General features: G+C 69.5%; 13 protein-coding genes. All 13 read left to right on the top strand.

Annotated features, from left to right (window positions below):
* Positions 1–7 precede the first annotated feature (7 nt).
* The 13 genes from AC5Y4C_RS16145 to eccA all read left to right on the top strand — a co-directional run bounded on the left by AC5Y4C_RS16145 (position 8) and on the right by eccA (position 16,924).
* The gene (locus AC5Y4C_RS16145) at positions 8–1,165 is read left to right on the top strand and encodes a hypothetical protein (protein WP_499952027.1); all 1,158 of its coding nucleotides are present in this window, start codon (positions 8–10) and stop codon (positions 1,163–1,165) included.
* Entirely contained in the window at positions 1,162–4,083 is a 2,922-nt protein-coding gene (gene eccCb / locus AC5Y4C_RS16140; RefSeq protein ID WP_499952030.1) for a type VII secretion protein EccCb, read from the top strand. The genes AC5Y4C_RS16145 and eccCb overlap by 4 nt, the downstream gene beginning before the upstream one ends.
* Before the next feature lie 113 nt (positions 4,084–4,196).
* Positions 4,197–4,496, top strand: coding sequence for a PE domain-containing protein (locus AC5Y4C_RS16135; protein WP_499952033.1), 300 nt, complete (start codon positions 4,197–4,199; stop codon positions 4,494–4,496).
* Positions 4,497–4,528: 32 nt separating this feature from the next.
* On the top strand, positions 4,529–5,716 hold the full coding sequence (locus tag AC5Y4C_RS16130; protein ID WP_499951014.1) for a PPE domain-containing protein: 1,188 nt from the start codon (positions 4,529–4,531) through the stop codon (positions 5,714–5,716).
* A gap of 80 nt (positions 5,717–5,796) precedes the next feature.
* Positions 5,797–6,114: a type VII secretion target gene (locus AC5Y4C_RS16125; protein WP_499912497.1), complete on the top strand. Its 318-nt coding sequence runs from the start codon at positions 5,797–5,799 to the stop codon at positions 6,112–6,114.
* Between the two features lie 18 nt (positions 6,115–6,132).
* Complete coding sequence (locus AC5Y4C_RS16120; protein WP_499912499.1) at positions 6,133–6,426, top strand: WXG100 family type VII secretion target; 294 nt, start codon at positions 6,133–6,135, stop codon at positions 6,424–6,426.
* A gap of 78 nt (positions 6,427–6,504) precedes the next feature.
* Positions 6,505–7,368, top strand: a complete 864-nt coding sequence (locus AC5Y4C_RS16115; RefSeq protein WP_499952036.1) for an ESX secretion-associated protein EspG — start codon at positions 6,505–6,507, stop codon at positions 7,366–7,368.
* A gap of 43 nt (positions 7,369–7,411) precedes the next feature.
* Complete coding sequence (eccB, locus tag AC5Y4C_RS16110) at positions 7,412–8,899, top strand: type VII secretion protein EccB (RefSeq protein WP_499952037.1); 1,488 nt, start codon at positions 7,412–7,414, stop codon at positions 8,897–8,899.
* A gap of 29 nt (positions 8,900–8,928) precedes the next feature.
* Positions 8,929–10,344 (top strand): MinD/ParA family ATP-binding protein, encoded by a 1,416-nt coding sequence (locus AC5Y4C_RS16105; RefSeq protein WP_499952039.1) that lies wholly within the window; start codon positions 8,929–8,931, stop codon positions 10,342–10,344.
* 19 nt (positions 10,345–10,363) lie between these two features.
* Positions 10,364–11,881 (top strand): type VII secretion integral membrane protein EccD, encoded by a 1,518-nt coding sequence (eccD, locus tag AC5Y4C_RS16100; protein WP_499947954.1) that lies wholly within the window; start codon positions 10,364–10,366, stop codon positions 11,879–11,881.
* A complete protein-coding gene (locus AC5Y4C_RS16095; RefSeq protein ID WP_499963528.1) occupies positions 11,881–13,530 on the top strand; it encodes a S8 family serine peptidase in 1,650 nt (549 codons plus the stop codon). The genes eccD and AC5Y4C_RS16095 overlap by 1 nt, the downstream gene beginning before the upstream one ends.
* On the top strand, positions 13,527–15,176 hold the full coding sequence (gene eccE, locus AC5Y4C_RS16090; protein WP_499963526.1) for a type VII secretion protein EccE: 1,650 nt from the start codon (positions 13,527–13,529) through the stop codon (positions 15,174–15,176). Before AC5Y4C_RS16095 ends, eccE begins: the two co-directional genes overlap by 4 nt.
* Positions 15,173–16,924 carry a type VII secretion AAA-ATPase EccA gene (eccA, locus tag AC5Y4C_RS16085; RefSeq protein WP_499952046.1) on the top strand — a complete coding sequence of 584 codons (1,752 nt, stop codon included), beginning with the start codon at positions 15,173–15,175 and terminating at the stop codon, positions 16,922–16,924. The genes eccE and eccA overlap by 4 nt, the downstream gene beginning before the upstream one ends.
* Positions 16,925–16,964 lie beyond the last annotated feature (40 nt).

Below are 16,964 nucleotides of genomic sequence, written 5' to 3'. Positions count from 1 at the left end.
GGCCCGGGTGACGACGCGCCCCTTCGTGCCTCCGCCCCGCGAGCCGGCACCGGAGACCGGCGGCGGCAAGATCGCCGTCGACGCGCCGATCGCCGCGCCCGTGCCGCCGCCGCGCAGCATCTGGGGCATCGTGTTGCCGATCGGCCTGGTCGTCGGCGTGGTGGGCTTCATCGTCGCGATGTACGTCTCCGGTCAGCGCTCGCTGGCCAACGGGTTCGCGATCTTCCCGCTGATCATGCTGATGAGCATGGGCGGCATGCTGTTCCGCGGCCGCGGCGCCGCCCAGCGCATGCCCTGGAGCCAGCTCGAGCAGTACCGCCGCGAATACTTCGCCCGGCTCGACGAGGTCCGCGACGAGGTCACCGAGGCGGCCCGCAAGCAGTGGGCGCACCGGGCGCACAGCCATTGGCCGCCGTCGCAGCTGGTCAGCGTGGCCGGCTCGCCGCGGATGTGGGAACGCCGCCCCGGCGACCCGGAGTTCGGCGTGGTCCGCCTCGGCACCGGCAACGTGGCGCTGGCAATGACCATCGACACCCCGCAGATCCCGGCCGCATCCAAGATCGAGCCGGCGACGGGGCACGCCCTGCGCAAGTTCTTGATCGAGCAGCGCCACGTGCGCAACATGGCCCGCGTCGTCTGGCTGGAACGCCAGCCCGGGGTCTCACTGGTCGGCGACATGGAAGCGGTGCGCAGCGTCGCTCGGTCCATGATCTGCCAGCTCGCCGCGTTCCACAGCCCCACCGACCTGCAGATCATGGTCGTCTCGTCGGCGCCGTCGCGATGGGACTGGATCAAATGGCTGCCGCACTGCCAGCACACTGCCACGCGGGACGGCTGCGGCGAGCGACGGCTGCTGTTCTTTTCGCCTGCCGAACTCGAGGGCTTCGCCGGCGACGAGCTGCTCGACCGCAAGGAATGGACGCCGCCGCCGTCCGGCCTGCACGGCGGACCGGATCCGTCGGCGCCGCCGCTGTGGGTGATCGTCGACGACCACTGCGGCGCGGCCGACGACTGGGCGGCCATCACCGGCAAGCGCGGCGTGGGCCGGGTCTGCTTCGTGCGGCTGGCTCCGGAGCCGACGACGGGCGTCGGCTTCGACCCGGACAGCACCTACCGGCTGTCGGACGGCGTGCTGCGCAAGCGGGCAGGGGCGATGCTGCGGTGAGCGCACCTCATGAACTCGAAGACGCGTTCTACGCGGTCGCCGACACGATGACGATCGCCGAGGCGGAGCGGTTCGCCCGCGCGCTGTCGGCGTGGCGCCCGGTGGGCTCGGCGTCCGTCGTCACGTCCGACGGCCCTGCGCGAGACTTGTTGGAAGTGCTGGGAATTCGCGATGCCCGCAAGCTCGACGTGGACCGGCTGTGGTCGGCGCGACGCACGCAGAACCGGCTGTGGATGCGGTTCCCGATCGGCTTGGACCCCTCCGGCGAGGTGGTCGAGCTGGATCTCAAGGAGACCTCGCAATACGGCATGGGCATGCATTCGGTGCTGATCGGGTTCTCCGGCTCGGGCAAGTCGGAGACGATCATCACCGAGGTCACGTCGCTTGCGCTGACTCATTCCCCCGAGACGGTCAACGTCGCGTTTCTGGACTGGAAGATGAAGTCGGCGGGCATCGTGCTCGAACGGTTTCCGCATGTCGTGGCAAGCGTCAGCAACCTCGGCGACGAGATGCACCTGGTCGAGCGCATGCTCGAGGCACTCGAGGGCGAGCTGGACCGCCGCGGCGCGTTGTGCGCGGCCACCAACTGCAAAGACCTCAACGTCTACAACGAGAAGCGACTCATCGACCCCTCGCTGGAGCCGGTGCCGGCGCTCGTGGTGATCATCGACGAATACCAGGAGCTCTTCGGCAGCGAACTGGGCAGCAAGTTCATCGACCTCTGTTGGCGGATCGTGCGTCAGGGCCGGTCGCTGCACGTGTTCCTGCAACTGGCCGGCCAGACCGTCGACGTACACCGGCTGCAGAAGATTCGCAGCCTGATCGGTTTCTTCATGGCGCTGCGGACCGGCACCGAGGAAGACTCGCGAGAGGCCATCGGCTCGGCGATCGCGGCCCATCTTCCCGAAAAGGGCAGGGAGGGAACGGGTTACCTGCGTGAGGGGCAGCGCCCGCCGCGTGAGTTCCGCGCGTTCTACAGCTCGCCGCCGTTCGTGCCGCCTCCTGAGACGGGCCCCGCGCCGCAGGCCGCCGCCGGCACATGGTTCTCGCCGCGGCCGTTCACCGCCACGGTCGCCGAGGACGAGGACGGCCTGCTGGCCACCCCGGCGCTCAACGGACAGGAGGTCGAACAGCCCCAGCCGGCCCCGCTCCCCGCCGCCCCGGGTGAGCTGCCGCCCACGCTCGTCGACACCATCGTCGAGTCACTGCGTGCCACCGGTGCACGGCCGCCGCGACAACTGTGGCTGCCGCCCTTGAACAAGCCCGCCGCCGCCGACGAACTGGTACGGCTGTACCGAGGCAAGCCGTGGGACGTCGACTACGGCGACAACGCCGGCCTCGCCTTCCCGGTGGGCATCGAGGACCGCCCGCGCCAGCACCGCCAGGACGTGCACACCCTGGATCTGCTGACCGCCAACGGGCTGGTGATCGGTGCGCCGCAGTCGGGCGTCACCACCACGCTGATGACGATGATGACGACGGCCGCGCTGATGTACCGCCCGGAGCGGGTGCAGTTCTACTGCGTCGCGGCCGGCGGCCCGAGCCTGGCCGCGGTCGCCGGCCTGCCGCACGTGGCGGGCTTGGCCCCGGCGCTGGACCGCGAAGGCGTCGGCCGCATCCTGGCGACCGTGCAGGGCATCGTCGCCGAGCGCGAAGCCATCTTCGCCAAGACCGGCTTGGACATGGAAGAGGTGCGGCGGCGCAAGTTCGGGCTCCAACCGCAGCCGGTTCCGGTAGCCGGTGGGGACGTCGTGCTCGTGATCGACGGCTGGGCGACCTTCGCCACCGAATACCCCCAATATGTCGACCACATCGTGGCCCTGGGCCGTGCGCTCAGCTACGGCGTGCACATCGTGGTGTCGCACACCAGCTACCTTCAGGGCTTCAAGCAGGCACTCAAGCCGCTGGCCACCGCGCGCATCGAACTGCGGCTCACCGATCCCGGCGACTCCGAGATGGACCGGGTGCTGGCACGCAAGGTGCCCAAGAACATCCCCGGCCGCGGCCTGACCAAAGCCGGGATGCATCTGCTGATCGGTGTGCCGGAGCTGGCCGAGCAACCGCAAGGCCGCGTCGACGCACGCTCCGTCGGCGCCGTCGTCGCCGCGCATTCCGGCGTGCGCAAGGCCGCGACCGTGAGCCGGCTGCCGGAGTCGGTGCCCTACGAAGAGGTCGCACGACGGGCGGGCCGCCCCGCCCGTCGCGGCCTGCTGGCGTTCGGGCTGTCAGAGACCGACCTCGGTCCGGCATACCTCGACCTCGACGACCACCCGCACGCCGTTGCGGTCGGGGCACCGCGGTCGGGACGCACCAATTTCCTGCGTACCGTGTGCCGCGCCATCACCTCGCAGTACACCCCCGACGAGGCCCGGCTGGTGATTCTCGATCCGCGACGCACACTCCTCGGGGTCGTGCAGGGCGCTCACCTGGGCGAGTACGCCTACACGCAGACCGCGATCCGCGAGGCGGTCCGCAAAGTGGTCACCGAGTTGGACAGCCGCCAGCCGCCGCCGGGCACCACTCAAGAAGAAATGATGACGAAGAAATTCTGGTCCGGTCCGGAGATCTTTGTTGTGATCGATGACGCCGGGCTGTGGCCGGTGATGGACAATCCGCTGGCTGCGCTGGCCATGCACGTCGAGCAAGCCCGCGACACCGGGCTGCACATCCTGGCCGGCACGGCGGTGGCCAACTGGAACCAGGTGGCGATCGGAAGTTCGCTTCTGGGCAAGATGCGCGCTTCGCTAACCCCCACCCTGATCCTCGACGGCCGCCGCGACGCCGGCAAGATCGTCGGCGACCTGGTCGCCGAGCCGCAGCGTCCCGGCAAGGCGATCTACTTCACCCGATCAGCCACCACCGGCGCACTGATCGCGTGGACCAACCCGCCGGCACTGCCCACGGGACCGATGTCTTGACCCAGCAAACCGGAGCGGAAGAATTCCACAGGGCCGATATTGGCGCTGTGGCACGTCTCACGGCCGGTTAGGATCATTTCGTCACGTTACGACGGTCGGGAGGAAACACATCCATGCTTGTCGATCCAGCGCTGTTGGGCGCCGCCGCGTCGACGGAAACCGCCGGAACCGCCACCATGGCGTCAGCCAGCACCGCCGCCGCGCCCGCCATCTCGGCCGTGCTGCCCCCGGGTTCTGACTCGGTGTCGGTGCGGGCCGCCGCAGTGCTCAACGCCCGCGGCGCGGAGACCACGGCAATTCTCGCGGACTACATCGCGATGCGTGGCCTGTTTGCGGGGGCGATCGGCAGCAGTGGCGCCACCTACTCGACGGTGGAGGGCATCAACGCAGCCACCGCTGCGTTGGGCGGCTAACCGGCTAGATGCCTGGGGTTGAATGGGGCGCGATGCCGCCTGAGGTCATCGCCGCGCAAGTGACCAGCGGGGACGGCGGCGCCAGCCTGACAGCAGCCATCGCGGCGTACCAGGAACTGGTGGCAACGCTCACCACCGAAGGCGCCACCATGGGCGCGACTGCGGCAGGTACCGCAGCCAGCGGATGGGAAGGCCTGGGCGGCACCGCGATGGTGGCCACCGCCATGCCCTACGTCGCTGCGCTGGAGGCGCTGACCGCCTGGATCGAGCAGGCGGGCACCGCCGCGGCGGCGATCCTGGACGCGTACCACACCACGCGCGCGTCGCTGATCCCAGTGCCGGCCTGTGAGACCAACCGAGCGCAGTTCGCCGCCGCCGTGGCGGCCGGCATTTTCGGCTGGCCCGAGGCCGTCGCCCTCGAGGGTCAGTATCAGGAGTACTGGGTGCAGAACGCCAGCCTCGCCGGCTCCTACGAGGGCGTCGTCACGGGAATCCTCGCGCCGCTGGCCACTCCGCCGCCGCCTGCACCGTTGACCGCAAACCCGGCCGGACCCGCCGCCCAGGCCGCCGCCGTCGGGGAGGCCGCCGCCAACGGCGCGGTGAACGCGAGCATGCACAGCAGCCTGCAAGGCGTCAACGAGGCAGCGAGCGGCACCCAAGCCGGCGCCGCGCCCGCCGAGGCGGCGCAATCGATGCTGTCCAGCGCCCCGCAGATGCTCGGCCAGCTCAGCCAGCTGCCGCAGATGGCGAGCCAGGCGCCGCAGATGCTTGGCCAGTTTCCCCAGATGCTCAGCCAGTTCCCGCAGATGGCGATGGGCATGCTGGGTCCTCTGACCAGCGGCATGAACGCTAGCTCCGCCGCAGACATGGCCGCCCTGGAGAAGGCCGGCGCGGATGTGGCTCCCGTGGCAGCCGGCACCGACGCCGCCGCGCGCACCGGCAGCAGCGGACTGTCGGGCAGTAGCGCGGTGATGTCCAGCTTCACGCGGCCCACCAGCAGCTTCAACGCTCCGGGGCCGCCGAAGCTGCCGACCGGATGGTCCGCGGCCACACCCGCCGTCCCGGAGGTTGCCTCCTCGGCGCAGCCGGCGATGGCCGGCGGAACCGGCGGCCTCTACGGTGCGCCGGGCATGATGCGCGATGACCGCAGCCAAGACAACGCCAAACCGGTGCGCACGGTGCAGCTGATGACCGCGCCCGCTGCGGGGAGGGGGGAATAACCGAAGAAATTGGTGCACGAACCACCGCTTCGTGCGGCTTAGACTCAGACGGACAGCAAACAAACCGAAAGAAGACATAGATGGCGGATTCGCAGTTACTCGTCACTCCCGATCAGATGCGCAGCGCTGCCCAGCAGCTCGAGCAGCTGCGCGACCAGGCCAACGCCACCCTGCAGAACTACCTCAACGCCGCCCATGACGTGCATTCATCGCAAGGCTGGTACGGCATGGCGGCAAGCACGAACATCACCACCACCGAAGAAATTCACAACGCTCAGATGAAGCTCACCACGCAATGGGGCGAGCTGATCAACACGCTGCGGCAAGCTGCCGACAACTACGAGCATCAGGAACAGAGCTCTCAGTCCACCATCGCCGGCGTCGCGAATTCGCTTTAACCAGAAGGGGTTTCATCCATGGACGGAATGTTCGTCTACAACCCGGCGATGCTGCCGGACTATGTGCAGTCCATCTCCACGGCCAGCGCTCAACTCGAGGACGTCCGCAGCCAGGCACAGAATGTGCTGGCGCATGTGCGCTCGGTGTTCGACTCCCGCGGTGGCGGCGCCTTCGAGCAGGCCCAGATGATGATCAACTCCGGCATCGACGCCGGCAAAGAGGTCATCATGCGGCACTCGCAGGTCGTCGGCAACGCCCATGAGGACATGGTCGCGACCGACGTCTCGGCGGCGCAGTCGTTCGGATTCTGACCCTCAGCAAACCTAGACCAGGGGAGGCTCTGCCGCGGAGACACCGCAGGGCCTCCCCTGTCTGATGTGAGAGAACCGATGGCTGATCTGACCACCACCACCGCCGGCATCTGGGTGCTGCAGGCGCTGCTCGGCGTCGAGACCATGCCGGTGACGCTGCGGTTGCGTCCGTACATTCCGTCGGTCGACTCCGGGCCGACGGTCGCGACCGTGGCCGGCGAGCGCCCGCTGACGCAGACCGCCGAGTACGCGAGCCTGGTGGCAGCCGGCGTCATCGGCGCCGACGGCCGTGTCGACGACGCGGTGCGCGACTGGCTGGCGGTGGTCGGCCGGCCCGAACGCGAAGTCGTCGTCGCCATCCGCCGCCCAGCCGAGAACTCCGACGGAGCGATCCAGGAACGGACACTGTCGGTGTGCCGGCGCGGACGCTGGCTGGCGATGATCGCCCGCAGCGGCGACGAGGTCGTGCTCGCCCCGGTCGGCGAGACCGCGTCACCCGACGAGCAGCTCGGGTTGATCTCCGACACGGTGCTGCATGCGTTCGGCGACGCCCCGCCGGCCGCAATCGACGGGGTCAACCTGCCCACCACTGCGCTCAAAGCGGCGATGGAAGCGGCCCGCGGAGGTGACCGCTGGGCGGTCGCCAACGCGCTGGCGCGACTGGGTCTGGCACCCGATCAGGTGGCCGCACTGGTGGCTGGTTTGCGGTTGGACGAATCCGCGATGGCGGTGGTCTCGGTCATCGACCATGGCGTTGCGCGCACAATCCACCCGGATGTGCTCGGCGTCTACGACACCGCCAGCGGGCGGTTCAGCCTGAGCACCACCAGCGCGCCGGACGGGTCGAGCTGGACCAGCATCTGGCCGGCCACACCGGGGTCGCTACGGCAGGACCTGACTCGGCTGCTTTCAGTGCCCCGGCCCGCCGCATACCCGGTTTGACCTCCGGTTTTCCACGACGCAAGCGACGATAAGGTACTGACACATGGCGTTGAACCTGGCGAGCGGCCTGCAGGTGTCGGCGCACTTCTTCTGGCAGCGCCGCAACGCTGCCGCGCTGTCGCACCACGGCGTGCGCATGGAGTTCGATCCAGTGCAGCGCCAGCGCGCGTCACTGCTGCTGGGCTTCGTCTTCGCGCTGCTCGGGGTGGCGCTGATGTTTCTGCTGTCGTGGTTCAAGCCGGCGGGGCAGGTGGGTAAGTCGACGATCCTGGCCGACCGCGACACCGGAGCGGTGTTCGTGCTTGTCGACGGGCGGCTTCATCCGGCGCTGAATCTGGCCAGCGCGCGGTTGATCGCCGGGCAGGCCGCCAATCCGACCTTCGTCAAAGCCACCGAGCTCTCCAATTACCCGCAGGGTCCGACGGTAGGCATTGCCGGAGCGCCGATGGCGATGCCGTTGCGCACTTCCGACGCCTCGCAGTGGGCGATCTGTGACACCGCGTCCTCCGGTAAGGCCTCTGCGCCGCCCACCGTGACCGCGATCGGCGGCCCGCTGACCGTCGGACAGCGGGCGCAGCAGCTGACCGCCCCCAAGGCGGTACTCGTCACGCACAACGACATGACCTATGTCATCTGGGGCGGCCACCGTTCCCAAGTCGACCTAGCCAACAAGGCTCTTGCTCTCGCACTCGGTGCGGATTCCGCTGCGCCACAGCCAGTTTCGATTTCCAACGCATTGTTCGACGCGCTGCCGGCCACGGAGCCGATCACGACTCCCGCGGTTCCCAACGCCGGCGCACCGGGCGGGTGGAACCTGGCACCGGGCGCTGTCGTCGGGTCAGTGCTGTCGGTGCGCGACCTGCAAACCGGCGAAGACACCTTCTATGTGCTGCTGACCGACGGAGTGCAGCGCATCTCGCCGTTCGTCGCGTCGCTGCTGCGCTCGGCCAACTCGTTCGGCAACCCGCTGCCGCTGGTGGTGGCGCCGGACAAGCTGACCCACGTGCCCGTCGTCCACTCACTGCCGGTGAGCTACTACCCCACCACCCGGCTGACGTTCGTCGACACCGCGGCCAATCCGGTGACATGTGTTGCGTGGTCCAAGGGCTCGACGGACCGTTCCGCGGTCACTACTGTGCTGTCCGGCAAGGGTTTGCCCATCCCGGTGGGCGCCGACTCGCGGCTGCTGCAGCTGGTCAAAGACGCCCGCGGCCCAGCGTCCATCGAGGCCGATCAGGTATACATGGCGCCGGGCGCCACCAACCTGGTGATGACCACCAGCGCTGCGCCGGAAGCCACCAGCCGGGAGTCGCTGTGGTGGATCAGCGACCAGGGGGTGCGGTACGGCATCTCGCTCGACGACGCGTCGCTGCGAGCTCTGGGCATCACCCCGGGCATGGCCCGGCAGGCGCCGTGGCCGCTGATCCGCGTATTCGCCGCTGGCCCGGCGCTTACCCGAGCGGACGCGCTGACGCAGCACGACACCGTGTCCGCGCCGGCGGAGGCAGCCCCGCTCGGCCAGCCCCGATAACGATTGTGAACAAGGAGACCGATCCAGCCGTGACCGAACGCGACGACTTCCTCCAAGAGCATCTCGGGCCGCCGCCGGATGACGAGCCCGCTCCCGCGCACGCCGCGCAAGACCCGCCCGACACCGCGGAGCAGCCGAGCACCCGCCCGGAGCCGGTCGTGCCCCGCTCCCCGGAGCCGGGTGTTCGTCCGTATGAGGGCGCGCCGCCGCCGCACCAGTGGCCGACGCCCCCGGAGCCCGGCGCTGCGGCGCAAGGCGCGCACTACCGCACCGGACCGGCAAGCTATCCCCCGCCGAGCCGGCAACCGCAGCAACCGGCCGCAGCCGGTGGCCCTACCTCCGCGGAAACCGGCCGGATGTTCAATCCGGGCCGGCCCGAACGCCAGTCGGGATGGCCGCCGGCACGGGAGCCGGCGGCGCCGGGTCAGCGGCCAGGTCCTGGCTGGCAGCAGCAGCCCGCGCCCCGCTGGCAGGAACCACCGACCCCGCCGACCAACTGGTCCTACGTCGACAGCATTCGCACCAGCGAACTCGTGCCGACCCGTAAGCCGCCGCCCGGTCGGGGCTGGCGCCGGGCGGTGTACAAGGCGACGTTCGGGCTGGTGAACCTCGGCCGGTCGCCGGACGAGCTGCGCCAAGCCGAGCTGGAAGCCAAGATTCGCTCGGTGCTGCGTGGCCACTACAAGATCGGCGTGCTGGGCAAGGGCGGCGTCGGCAAGACCACGATCGCCGCCAGCGTCGGCTCGATCCTGGCCGAGCTGCGCCAGGACGACCGGGTGGTCGCCATCGACGCCGACACCGCATTCGGCAAGCTAGGCAGCCGCGTCGACCCGCACGCCGCGGGCTCGTACTGGGAACTCGCCGCCGACGACCACCTCGACACGTTCGCCGACGTCCGCAGCCGCGTCGGCAACAACTCCGCCGGATTGTTCGTGCTCGCCGGCGAGGCGTCCACCGCGCGGCGCCGCGTGCTCGACCCGGCCGTCTATCGAGAGGCCGCACAGCGGCTGGACCGGCACTTCACGATCTCGATCGTCGACTGCGGCTCGACGATGGACAGCCCCGTCACCCAGGAGGTGCTGCGCGACCTCGACGCGCTGATCGTGGTCTCGTCGCCGTGGGTGGACGGCGCCGCCGCAGCCGGGCAGACCATGGAGTGGCTGGCCAACCGCGGGTTGACCGGGCTGCTGCACCGCACCGTGGTGGTGCTCAACGACTCCGACGGCCACGCCGACAAGCGCACGCGCAACATCCTGGTGCAGCAGTTCGCCAGCCGGGGCCAAGTGGTGATCGAGGTGCCGTACGACTCCCATCTGCGGCCCGGCGGAGTCATCGACGTGTCGACGGAGATGTCGCCGAAGACCCGCCGCAAGATGGTCGAGATCGCCGCCGCGATCGCAGAACATTTCCCGGCGACGACGGACGCGCCGCGGGAGAGGCGATGACCGCTTCGAGGGGACCGCGGTGACGACGTACCAGTCGCCCGCGACCGCCGTGGCGCCGACGGCTGCTCCGCCGGCTGTTCCGCCGTCGTGCCGGGTGTCCATCCTGGCCGGTGACTCGCATCAGATCGACCTCGTGCTGCCGTCGGCGGCTCCGCTGTCCACCCTCATCGATCCCACCGTCGCCGCCATCAACAAGGTGCTGCGCGGCCGCGGCGCCCCCGAGTTGCCCAGTGCCACATACGAATTCGCACGGGTCGCTGGGATGGCGGCGCTGGCGTCGGACGTGTCGCTGGCCGGTCACAACATCGTCGACGGCGACGTCCTGGTGCTCACCCCCGCCGGCACCGCCGAACGCTTCGGCCCGGTGGTCGAGAACGTCTCCACCGCGCTGGCACAGTACGCCTCCGAGCATTTCGTGCGGGTCAGCGCCGAGACCGCGATGGCGGTGGCTGTCGCGATCATGGGCGGCGCACTCGCCGTCGCGGGCACGCTGTTGTGGCGGCTGCGCTGGGCATCCGAAAGCTCCGTCCTGGTCCCTGCGCTGCTGGCCGGGGCGGCGCTCGTGCTGGTGGGAGTCGCGGTGCTGGGCATCCGGCTCGGCGCACTGCGAGTGGTCAACGACGGCGCGGCGTGGGCGGCGATCGCATTGGCCACGCTGGCCGCTGCCACGGTGCCACCGGGCGGAAACCCCGGCGCTCCACACGCGTTCCTGGGCGCGGTCACCGCAGTCGCCGCCACCTGGCTCCTCGCGCGGCTCACCGGGCGCTACTTCGCCGCGGTCGCCGCGGTGATCACCGGCGGAACAGGAGTGATCGCCGCCTCGGCCATCCGGATGTATTGGGCCGTCCCTGCACCGCGGCTGGCGGTCGGCATGCTGGTCGCGGTGCTCGTCGCGACGGCCGCGGCGCCGGCAGTCGCACTGTGGCTGGCCAAGGTGCCGCGCCAGACCTTCGGCTCGATCACCGGACGAGACATCTTCGCCCGCGCCGCCGGGCAGCCCGAAGACACCGTCTCGCCTGTCGAATCGGGCCCGCCCGCCGACGTCACTCTGACCGGTGAACAGGTGGCGGCTGCCGCCCGGCGGTCGAACACCGTGCTCACCGGCGTGCTGCTGGGGATCGCCGCGCTCACGGTGCCGTCGGCGCTCGTCGCGGTGACACCGGGCGCCGACCAGCAGTGGGCGCAGCTGGTGGTCGTCGGTACGGTCGGCATGATTCTCATCCTGCGCGCCAGGGCTTTTCGCGACCGCCGGCATGCCATCATCCTGGTGCTGGCCGCCACCGCCGCAATGATCGGTGCTGCCGCACGCTACGGATTTCATTCCGCCGCAAGCGATTCCACCGCCGCACTGGTTGCCGGAGGCGTGGCGATCGGCATTGCGCTCGCGGGTCTGCTGGCTGCCACCGTGGTGCCGCCGCGGGTGTTCTCACCGCCGGTGCGCAAGGTCGTCGAATACACCGAGTACGTGTTGTTGGCGCTCATCGTGCCGTTCGCCGCGTGGGCCGTCGGCCTGTTGCACTACATCCGCTACCACTGATGTGCGGCGCATCGGTTCGGGCAGCAGCAGCTGCCACTACCGCGGTCGCGCTGCTGGCCGCCAACATGCTGATGCCGGCAGCGGCAGTGGCAATCGATCCGCCGATGATCGATCCCGGGGCGCTGCCTCCCGACGGTGTCCCGGGCCCCGACCAGGAGATGAAGCAGGACAACACCTGTGCGGCACCACTCACGGTCGCCGTCCCCGATGTCACCCAGCCCGCGCCCGGCAACGTCATGCTCGCGATTCCGCAAGCCTGGAAGTTCTCCACCGGCGCCGGCGTGACCGTCGGCCTCATCGACACCGGCGTGACACCCAACCCGCGACTGCCCGCACTGGCCGCGGGCGGTGACTACGTGATGGGGCTCGCGAACGGCGGTCTGACGGACTGTGATTCGCACGGCACCATCGTCGCGTCGATCATCGCCGCCCACCCGTCGGATCCCGCGGCCAAACCACCGCCGATGCCGGCCGGCGTGGCACCGCCGCCACCGCCAGCGCCGCCGCCGGCGTCACCGTTTCCCACCACTCCCCCACCGGCGCCACCCAAACCGTCGACGGTGACCGTCACTGCGCCGCCTCCTCCGCCACCGCCACCACCACCGGGCGAGGAGGCACCACCGCCCGACGCCCCCGCTGCAGGGCCGGGTGACGAGGGCGGCGACCAGCCGGTGCCCCCTCCGCCGCCAGGCAGTCCGGACGGTGTCGTCGGCGTCGCTCCGGATGCGACGCTGATCTCCGTGCGCCAATCGTCGGCGGCGTTCGGTCCCGCCAAGCCGTCTGCCGGCGACGAAGGCGAGCGGCGCGAAAAGGCCGGCGACATCGCGACATTGGCGCGCGCGATCGTGCACCTGGCGAACTTGGGCGTGGACGTCATGAACATCTCGGTGACGGCATGCATCAACGCGGCCGCGCCGATCGACCAGGCCGCGCTCGGTGCGGCGGTGCGATATGCCGCGGTCGAGAAGGACGTGGTGATCGTCGCGGCAGCCGGCAATGTGGGAGAAGAGAACTCCTGCGGGCAGAACCCGGTGTTCGATCCGCTGCGTCCCGACGATCCGCGCGACTGGCACGAGGTGACGACGATCGTCACGCCCGCCTGGTTTTCCGACTACGTGCTGGCTGTCGGCGCGGTGGCGCCCGACGGTCAGCCGCTGCCCAAGAGCATCGCCGGGCCGTGGGTGGGGGTGGCGGCGCCAGGGCTGCAGATCATGGGGCTCTCGAGCGTGGACGGCGCACCCGTCAACGCGCTGCCCGCCCGTGAGCCGGGTAAGGCGAATCCGTTCTGGGGCACCAGTTTTGCGGCTGCCTACACCAGCGGGGTGGCCGCACTGGTACGCGCCAAGTATCCGCAACTCACAGCGCACCAGATCATTCGCCGCATCACCGCGACCGCGCACAACCCGCCCCGCGGCGTCGACAACACCGTCGGCTACGGCGTGATCGACCCCGTCGCGGCGCTCACCTTCGACGTCCCACTAGGCGACCCGAAGCCGCCTGAACGGCTCACCACGTTCCTGCGGGTTCCGCCGCCCGCGCCGGCACCGGACCTGCGGCCGCGCCACACCGCGCTGATCGGTGCCGCGGTGGTCGTCGCAATCGTGGCCGCGGTGACCGGGGCGGCCGCGCTGCGCAGGAGGAAGTCGTGAGAGAGCGGACCATCGGGGTGGCCCCCACCATCTCCGCGGTGATCGGCGCTGAGGTCGTCGTATTGGCCGGACTCGCGCTGTTCCCACCAACCCGCGGACCGTGGTGGCCCGCAGCGGTGATCGCCGTCATCGCCATCGCGGCTCTGCTGGTGACGGTGCGTCGGCACAGTGCGGTGGGCTGGATGGTTGCGCTGCTGCGATTTTGGCGACGACGGCGGCGCGGCCCAGTGGCGGTGCCCGCGGCGGTGGACATCCCGCACGGCTCGCAGCTGTATGGGGTGCGGATCGACGGCGGCGAGGCGATCACCATGGTCGCGGTCTCCGGCCAGCCGTATTCGCCGACCATCCTCACCGGCTCGGCGACCGCGCTGACCCCCAACCTGCTGCCGCTGGATGCGCTCACCGCGCTGCTCGACCAGCCCGGCGGCATCCGGTTGGCAGCCATCGACATCGTGGCCAGCGGGGTGCGGGTGCGGCGCGGCATCGGCTACCCGGCGCTGTACAGCACGCTTCTGGCGGACCGCCCCGCTGCCGGGCAGCGCACCACGTGGCTAGTGGTCCGATTGGACATGGCACGGTCGAGCAATGGGCTGCGGTATCGGGCGTCGGTCGGAGCGGCCGCGGCGGCGGCTACCGAACGGATCGTCAACGCGCTGCTGCAGCGCGAGGTTCGCGCCAGCGCACTGACGGCCAAGGACCTCGATGCTGTGCTGACCGAACTCGGCGCTGGCTTGGTCACGCCCGCTCGGATGCCGGAAAATGTTCAGGCCGAAGCGATTTCGGGCATGCGGCGTGCCACACCCACGGAGGCCTGGAAGACGATCCGGGAGCATCCGGGGTTCTCGAGTTCGTACTACTTCTCGGGCGAGGACATCACCACCAACGCGTTGAACCAGATGTGGGCGCTGCATTCCGACGCGGTGGTGCAAACCGTGTCATTGACCAAGAAGCGAAGCCGCACCGACGGGCGCGCCTGGGTGTCGGCGATGGTGCGGCTGTCCGACCCACAGCCGCCGGCGAATCCGCCCACGCTCTACCTCAATACGTTGCCGGGTGAGCAAGCACCGGCAGCGGTGCGGTGCGTGCCCGCCGCGCGCGGGTTCGACCGGCTACCCGCGCGGCCCTTGGAGAAAAACGGCCTCGACATTCCGATCGGGTCGTCGGGCGTATTGGTGGGCACCACGTTGCGCGGTGACTTGCTGCTGATGGCGCTGACGGATCCTGACCAATCCACCCGCATCAGCATGCGGACGTCGACGGCATACACCCGTCAGTTGCTGGTGCGCGCTGCCGCAGTCGGCGAACGGGTCGCCATCTACACCGACAACCCCGCTCGCTGGGCCACGCTCGAGCAGCCGCTGATCGCCGTCGTCGACCGCAGCCATCCGCCCGAGTTCGTGCCGTCGATCATCGTCAGCGATCGCGCCGCCGGCCCGCCGCCCGCGGGGCTGGCGTCAACCGTGATCAGTTTGGACGATTCGGAAACCGATGCGGCCGCGGATATTTCGTTCATCCAGACGTCGCCGTCGATGGTACAGATCACCACCGCGGCGTTCAGCGCCGACGTGCACATCGCAACCTTCAAGGCCGAACAACCGTTCCTGGGCCAGCCCGTCGACGAGATGGCACTGCGAGGACCGCTATGACATCGCCGAACGATCAGCGCCGCGCGTTCGACGCCGCGATCGAAAGTTACAAGGCAGGCAATACCGCTGCCGCGCTCACCGCATTCCGGTCGATCACCGCGGCGCAGCCCGCGATGTCGGATGCCTGGTTGGGCCGACTGGCATGCGGCGACCGCGATATCGCGGTGCTGCAGGGCGCGCACGAGAATTCCCGGTCGCTGTACCGCGAGACGCGCCGAATCGGGCTCGTCGACGGGGACCTGCACGCTCGGATCGACGCGCCGCTATACGTGACGATGCCGGTGTGGTCGCGCGCGACGATCGCGCTGGCATATGCGACCGCGCTGATCGCCGAGCGCGATTTCGCAACCGCGATGGAGGTGCTGCAGGATCCGGTGGTCACCGGTGACGCGATGGCGGCCCAGTGGTGTCAGTTCGTCACCGCGGCCGCATATCACCTCGCGAAGCGGTGGCCGGATGTCCTTGTCGCGACGGCCAAGTCGCCGCCGGCGCACGCCACGCACGTCATCGCCGATCTGACGGCCGCGGTCGACACCCTGGCCGCCTCCGCCGCCGCCAGCCTCGGTCAGTTCCAGACCGCGCTCGACCGCGCCGCCGCAGTATGCACTGGCAATCAGTACATCGCCGCCGACGCAGCCCTGACCAAGGGCTGGTGCTTGCGGGAGCTGGGGCAGGAAGACGACGCGCGAGTCAGCTTCGAGCAGGCGACCGCCAACGGTGTGCTCTTGGACGCGGCTCGGCAGGCGCTGGCGAATCCCGGCTACCGGCTGGTGGTCACTGATGCCGAAACCATTGCCACGCGTACCGATCCCTGGGATCCCGACACGGAGACCAGCCGCGAGGAACGTGCGGCTGCCGCGCTGGCCGACCAGAAGGAGAACGCGCTGGCCGCCGCACAGGCCAAGCTCGACGAGCTCATCGGGCTGGGCGGCCCCAAGGAGCAGATCACGGTGTGGCGCACCGAGATTCAGATCGACCAGATCCTGGCCGCCCGCGGTGAGGAGACGTCGACCACGCACGAAAATCACATGGTGCTGGAGGGTCCGCCCGGGACCGCGAAGACGTCGTTCGCGCGGATTGCGGCCGAGTTCCTGTTCGGCCTCGGCAAGATCGAGCGGCCCACCGTCGTCGAGGTCACCGAGGAGGACCTGGTCGTCGGGTACATCTCGCAGACCGCCGCGCGGATGAAGGAAGTATGCGAATCTGCTTTGGGCGGAGTGCTTTTCATCGACGAGGCCTACCGGCTCGCCCCGGAACACGAAGGCCACTCCTTCGGCAAGGACGCCATCAACACGCTGTTGAAGTACATGGAGGATTACCGGGACCGTCTGGTGGTGATCGTCGCCGGATATCCCAAGGAGATGCGCCGGTTCATGAAGGCCAATCCCGGCCTGGCATCACGCTTCCACTTGACGTTGAGCTTCGATAGCTACACCGCCGAGGAGATCGTTCAGATCGGCCAGCACATCGCCCGCAAGGAGAAGATCTCGATCGCCGACACCGCATGGCCATTGCTCGAGGCCGAGGCGACGCGGCTGCGTAACACCCCGATCGACCACGGCACGGCGCTGGACACGGCGGGCAACGGCCGCTTCGCGCGCAAGGTCGTGATCCACTGCAAACACGAACGCGCCCGTCGGCTGTCCACCACACCGCCGCACCTGCTGGCCCAGGCCTCCAACGACGATTTGATCGTCAACGACGACGACATGCGCCGCGCCATCGCGGCCGCGCTGGCGACACAGTAGGGTCGCGCGACGTCGGCTATCCCCAACGCCGACTTCATCC

The sequence above is a fragment of the Mycobacterium sp. NGS35 genome (assembly GCF_059812855.1).
This window is presented reverse-complemented; position numbering and strand designations above follow the sequence as displayed.

Bases quoted from the DNA above. Each gene is read 5' to 3' on its own strand.
- AC5Y4C_RS16135 (WP_499952033.1), top strand. From the start codon at position 4,197: ATGCTTGTCGATCCAGCGCTGTTGGGCGCCGCCGCGTCGACGGAAACC.
- AC5Y4C_RS16130 (WP_499951014.1), top strand. From the start codon at position 4,529: ATGCCGCCTGAGGTCATCGCCGCGCAAGTGACCAGCGGGGACGGCGGC.
- AC5Y4C_RS16125 (WP_499912497.1), top strand. From the start codon at position 5,797: ATGGCGGATTCGCAGTTACTCGTCACTCCCGATCAGATGCGCAGCGCT.
- AC5Y4C_RS16120 (WP_499912499.1), top strand. From the start codon at position 6,133: ATGGACGGAATGTTCGTCTACAACCCGGCGATGCTGCCGGACTATGTG.
- AC5Y4C_RS16115 (WP_499952036.1), top strand. From the start codon at position 6,505: ATGGCTGATCTGACCACCACCACCGCCGGCATCTGGGTGCTGCAGGCG.
- eccB (WP_499952037.1), top strand. From the start codon at position 7,412: ATGGCGTTGAACCTGGCGAGCGGCCTGCAGGTGTCGGCGCACTTCTTC.
- AC5Y4C_RS16095 (WP_499963528.1), top strand. From the start codon at position 11,881: ATGTGCGGCGCATCGGTTCGGGCAGCAGCAGCTGCCACTACCGCGGTC.
- eccA (WP_499952046.1), top strand. From the start codon at position 15,173: ATGACATCGCCGAACGATCAGCGCCGCGCGTTCGACGCCGCGATCGAA.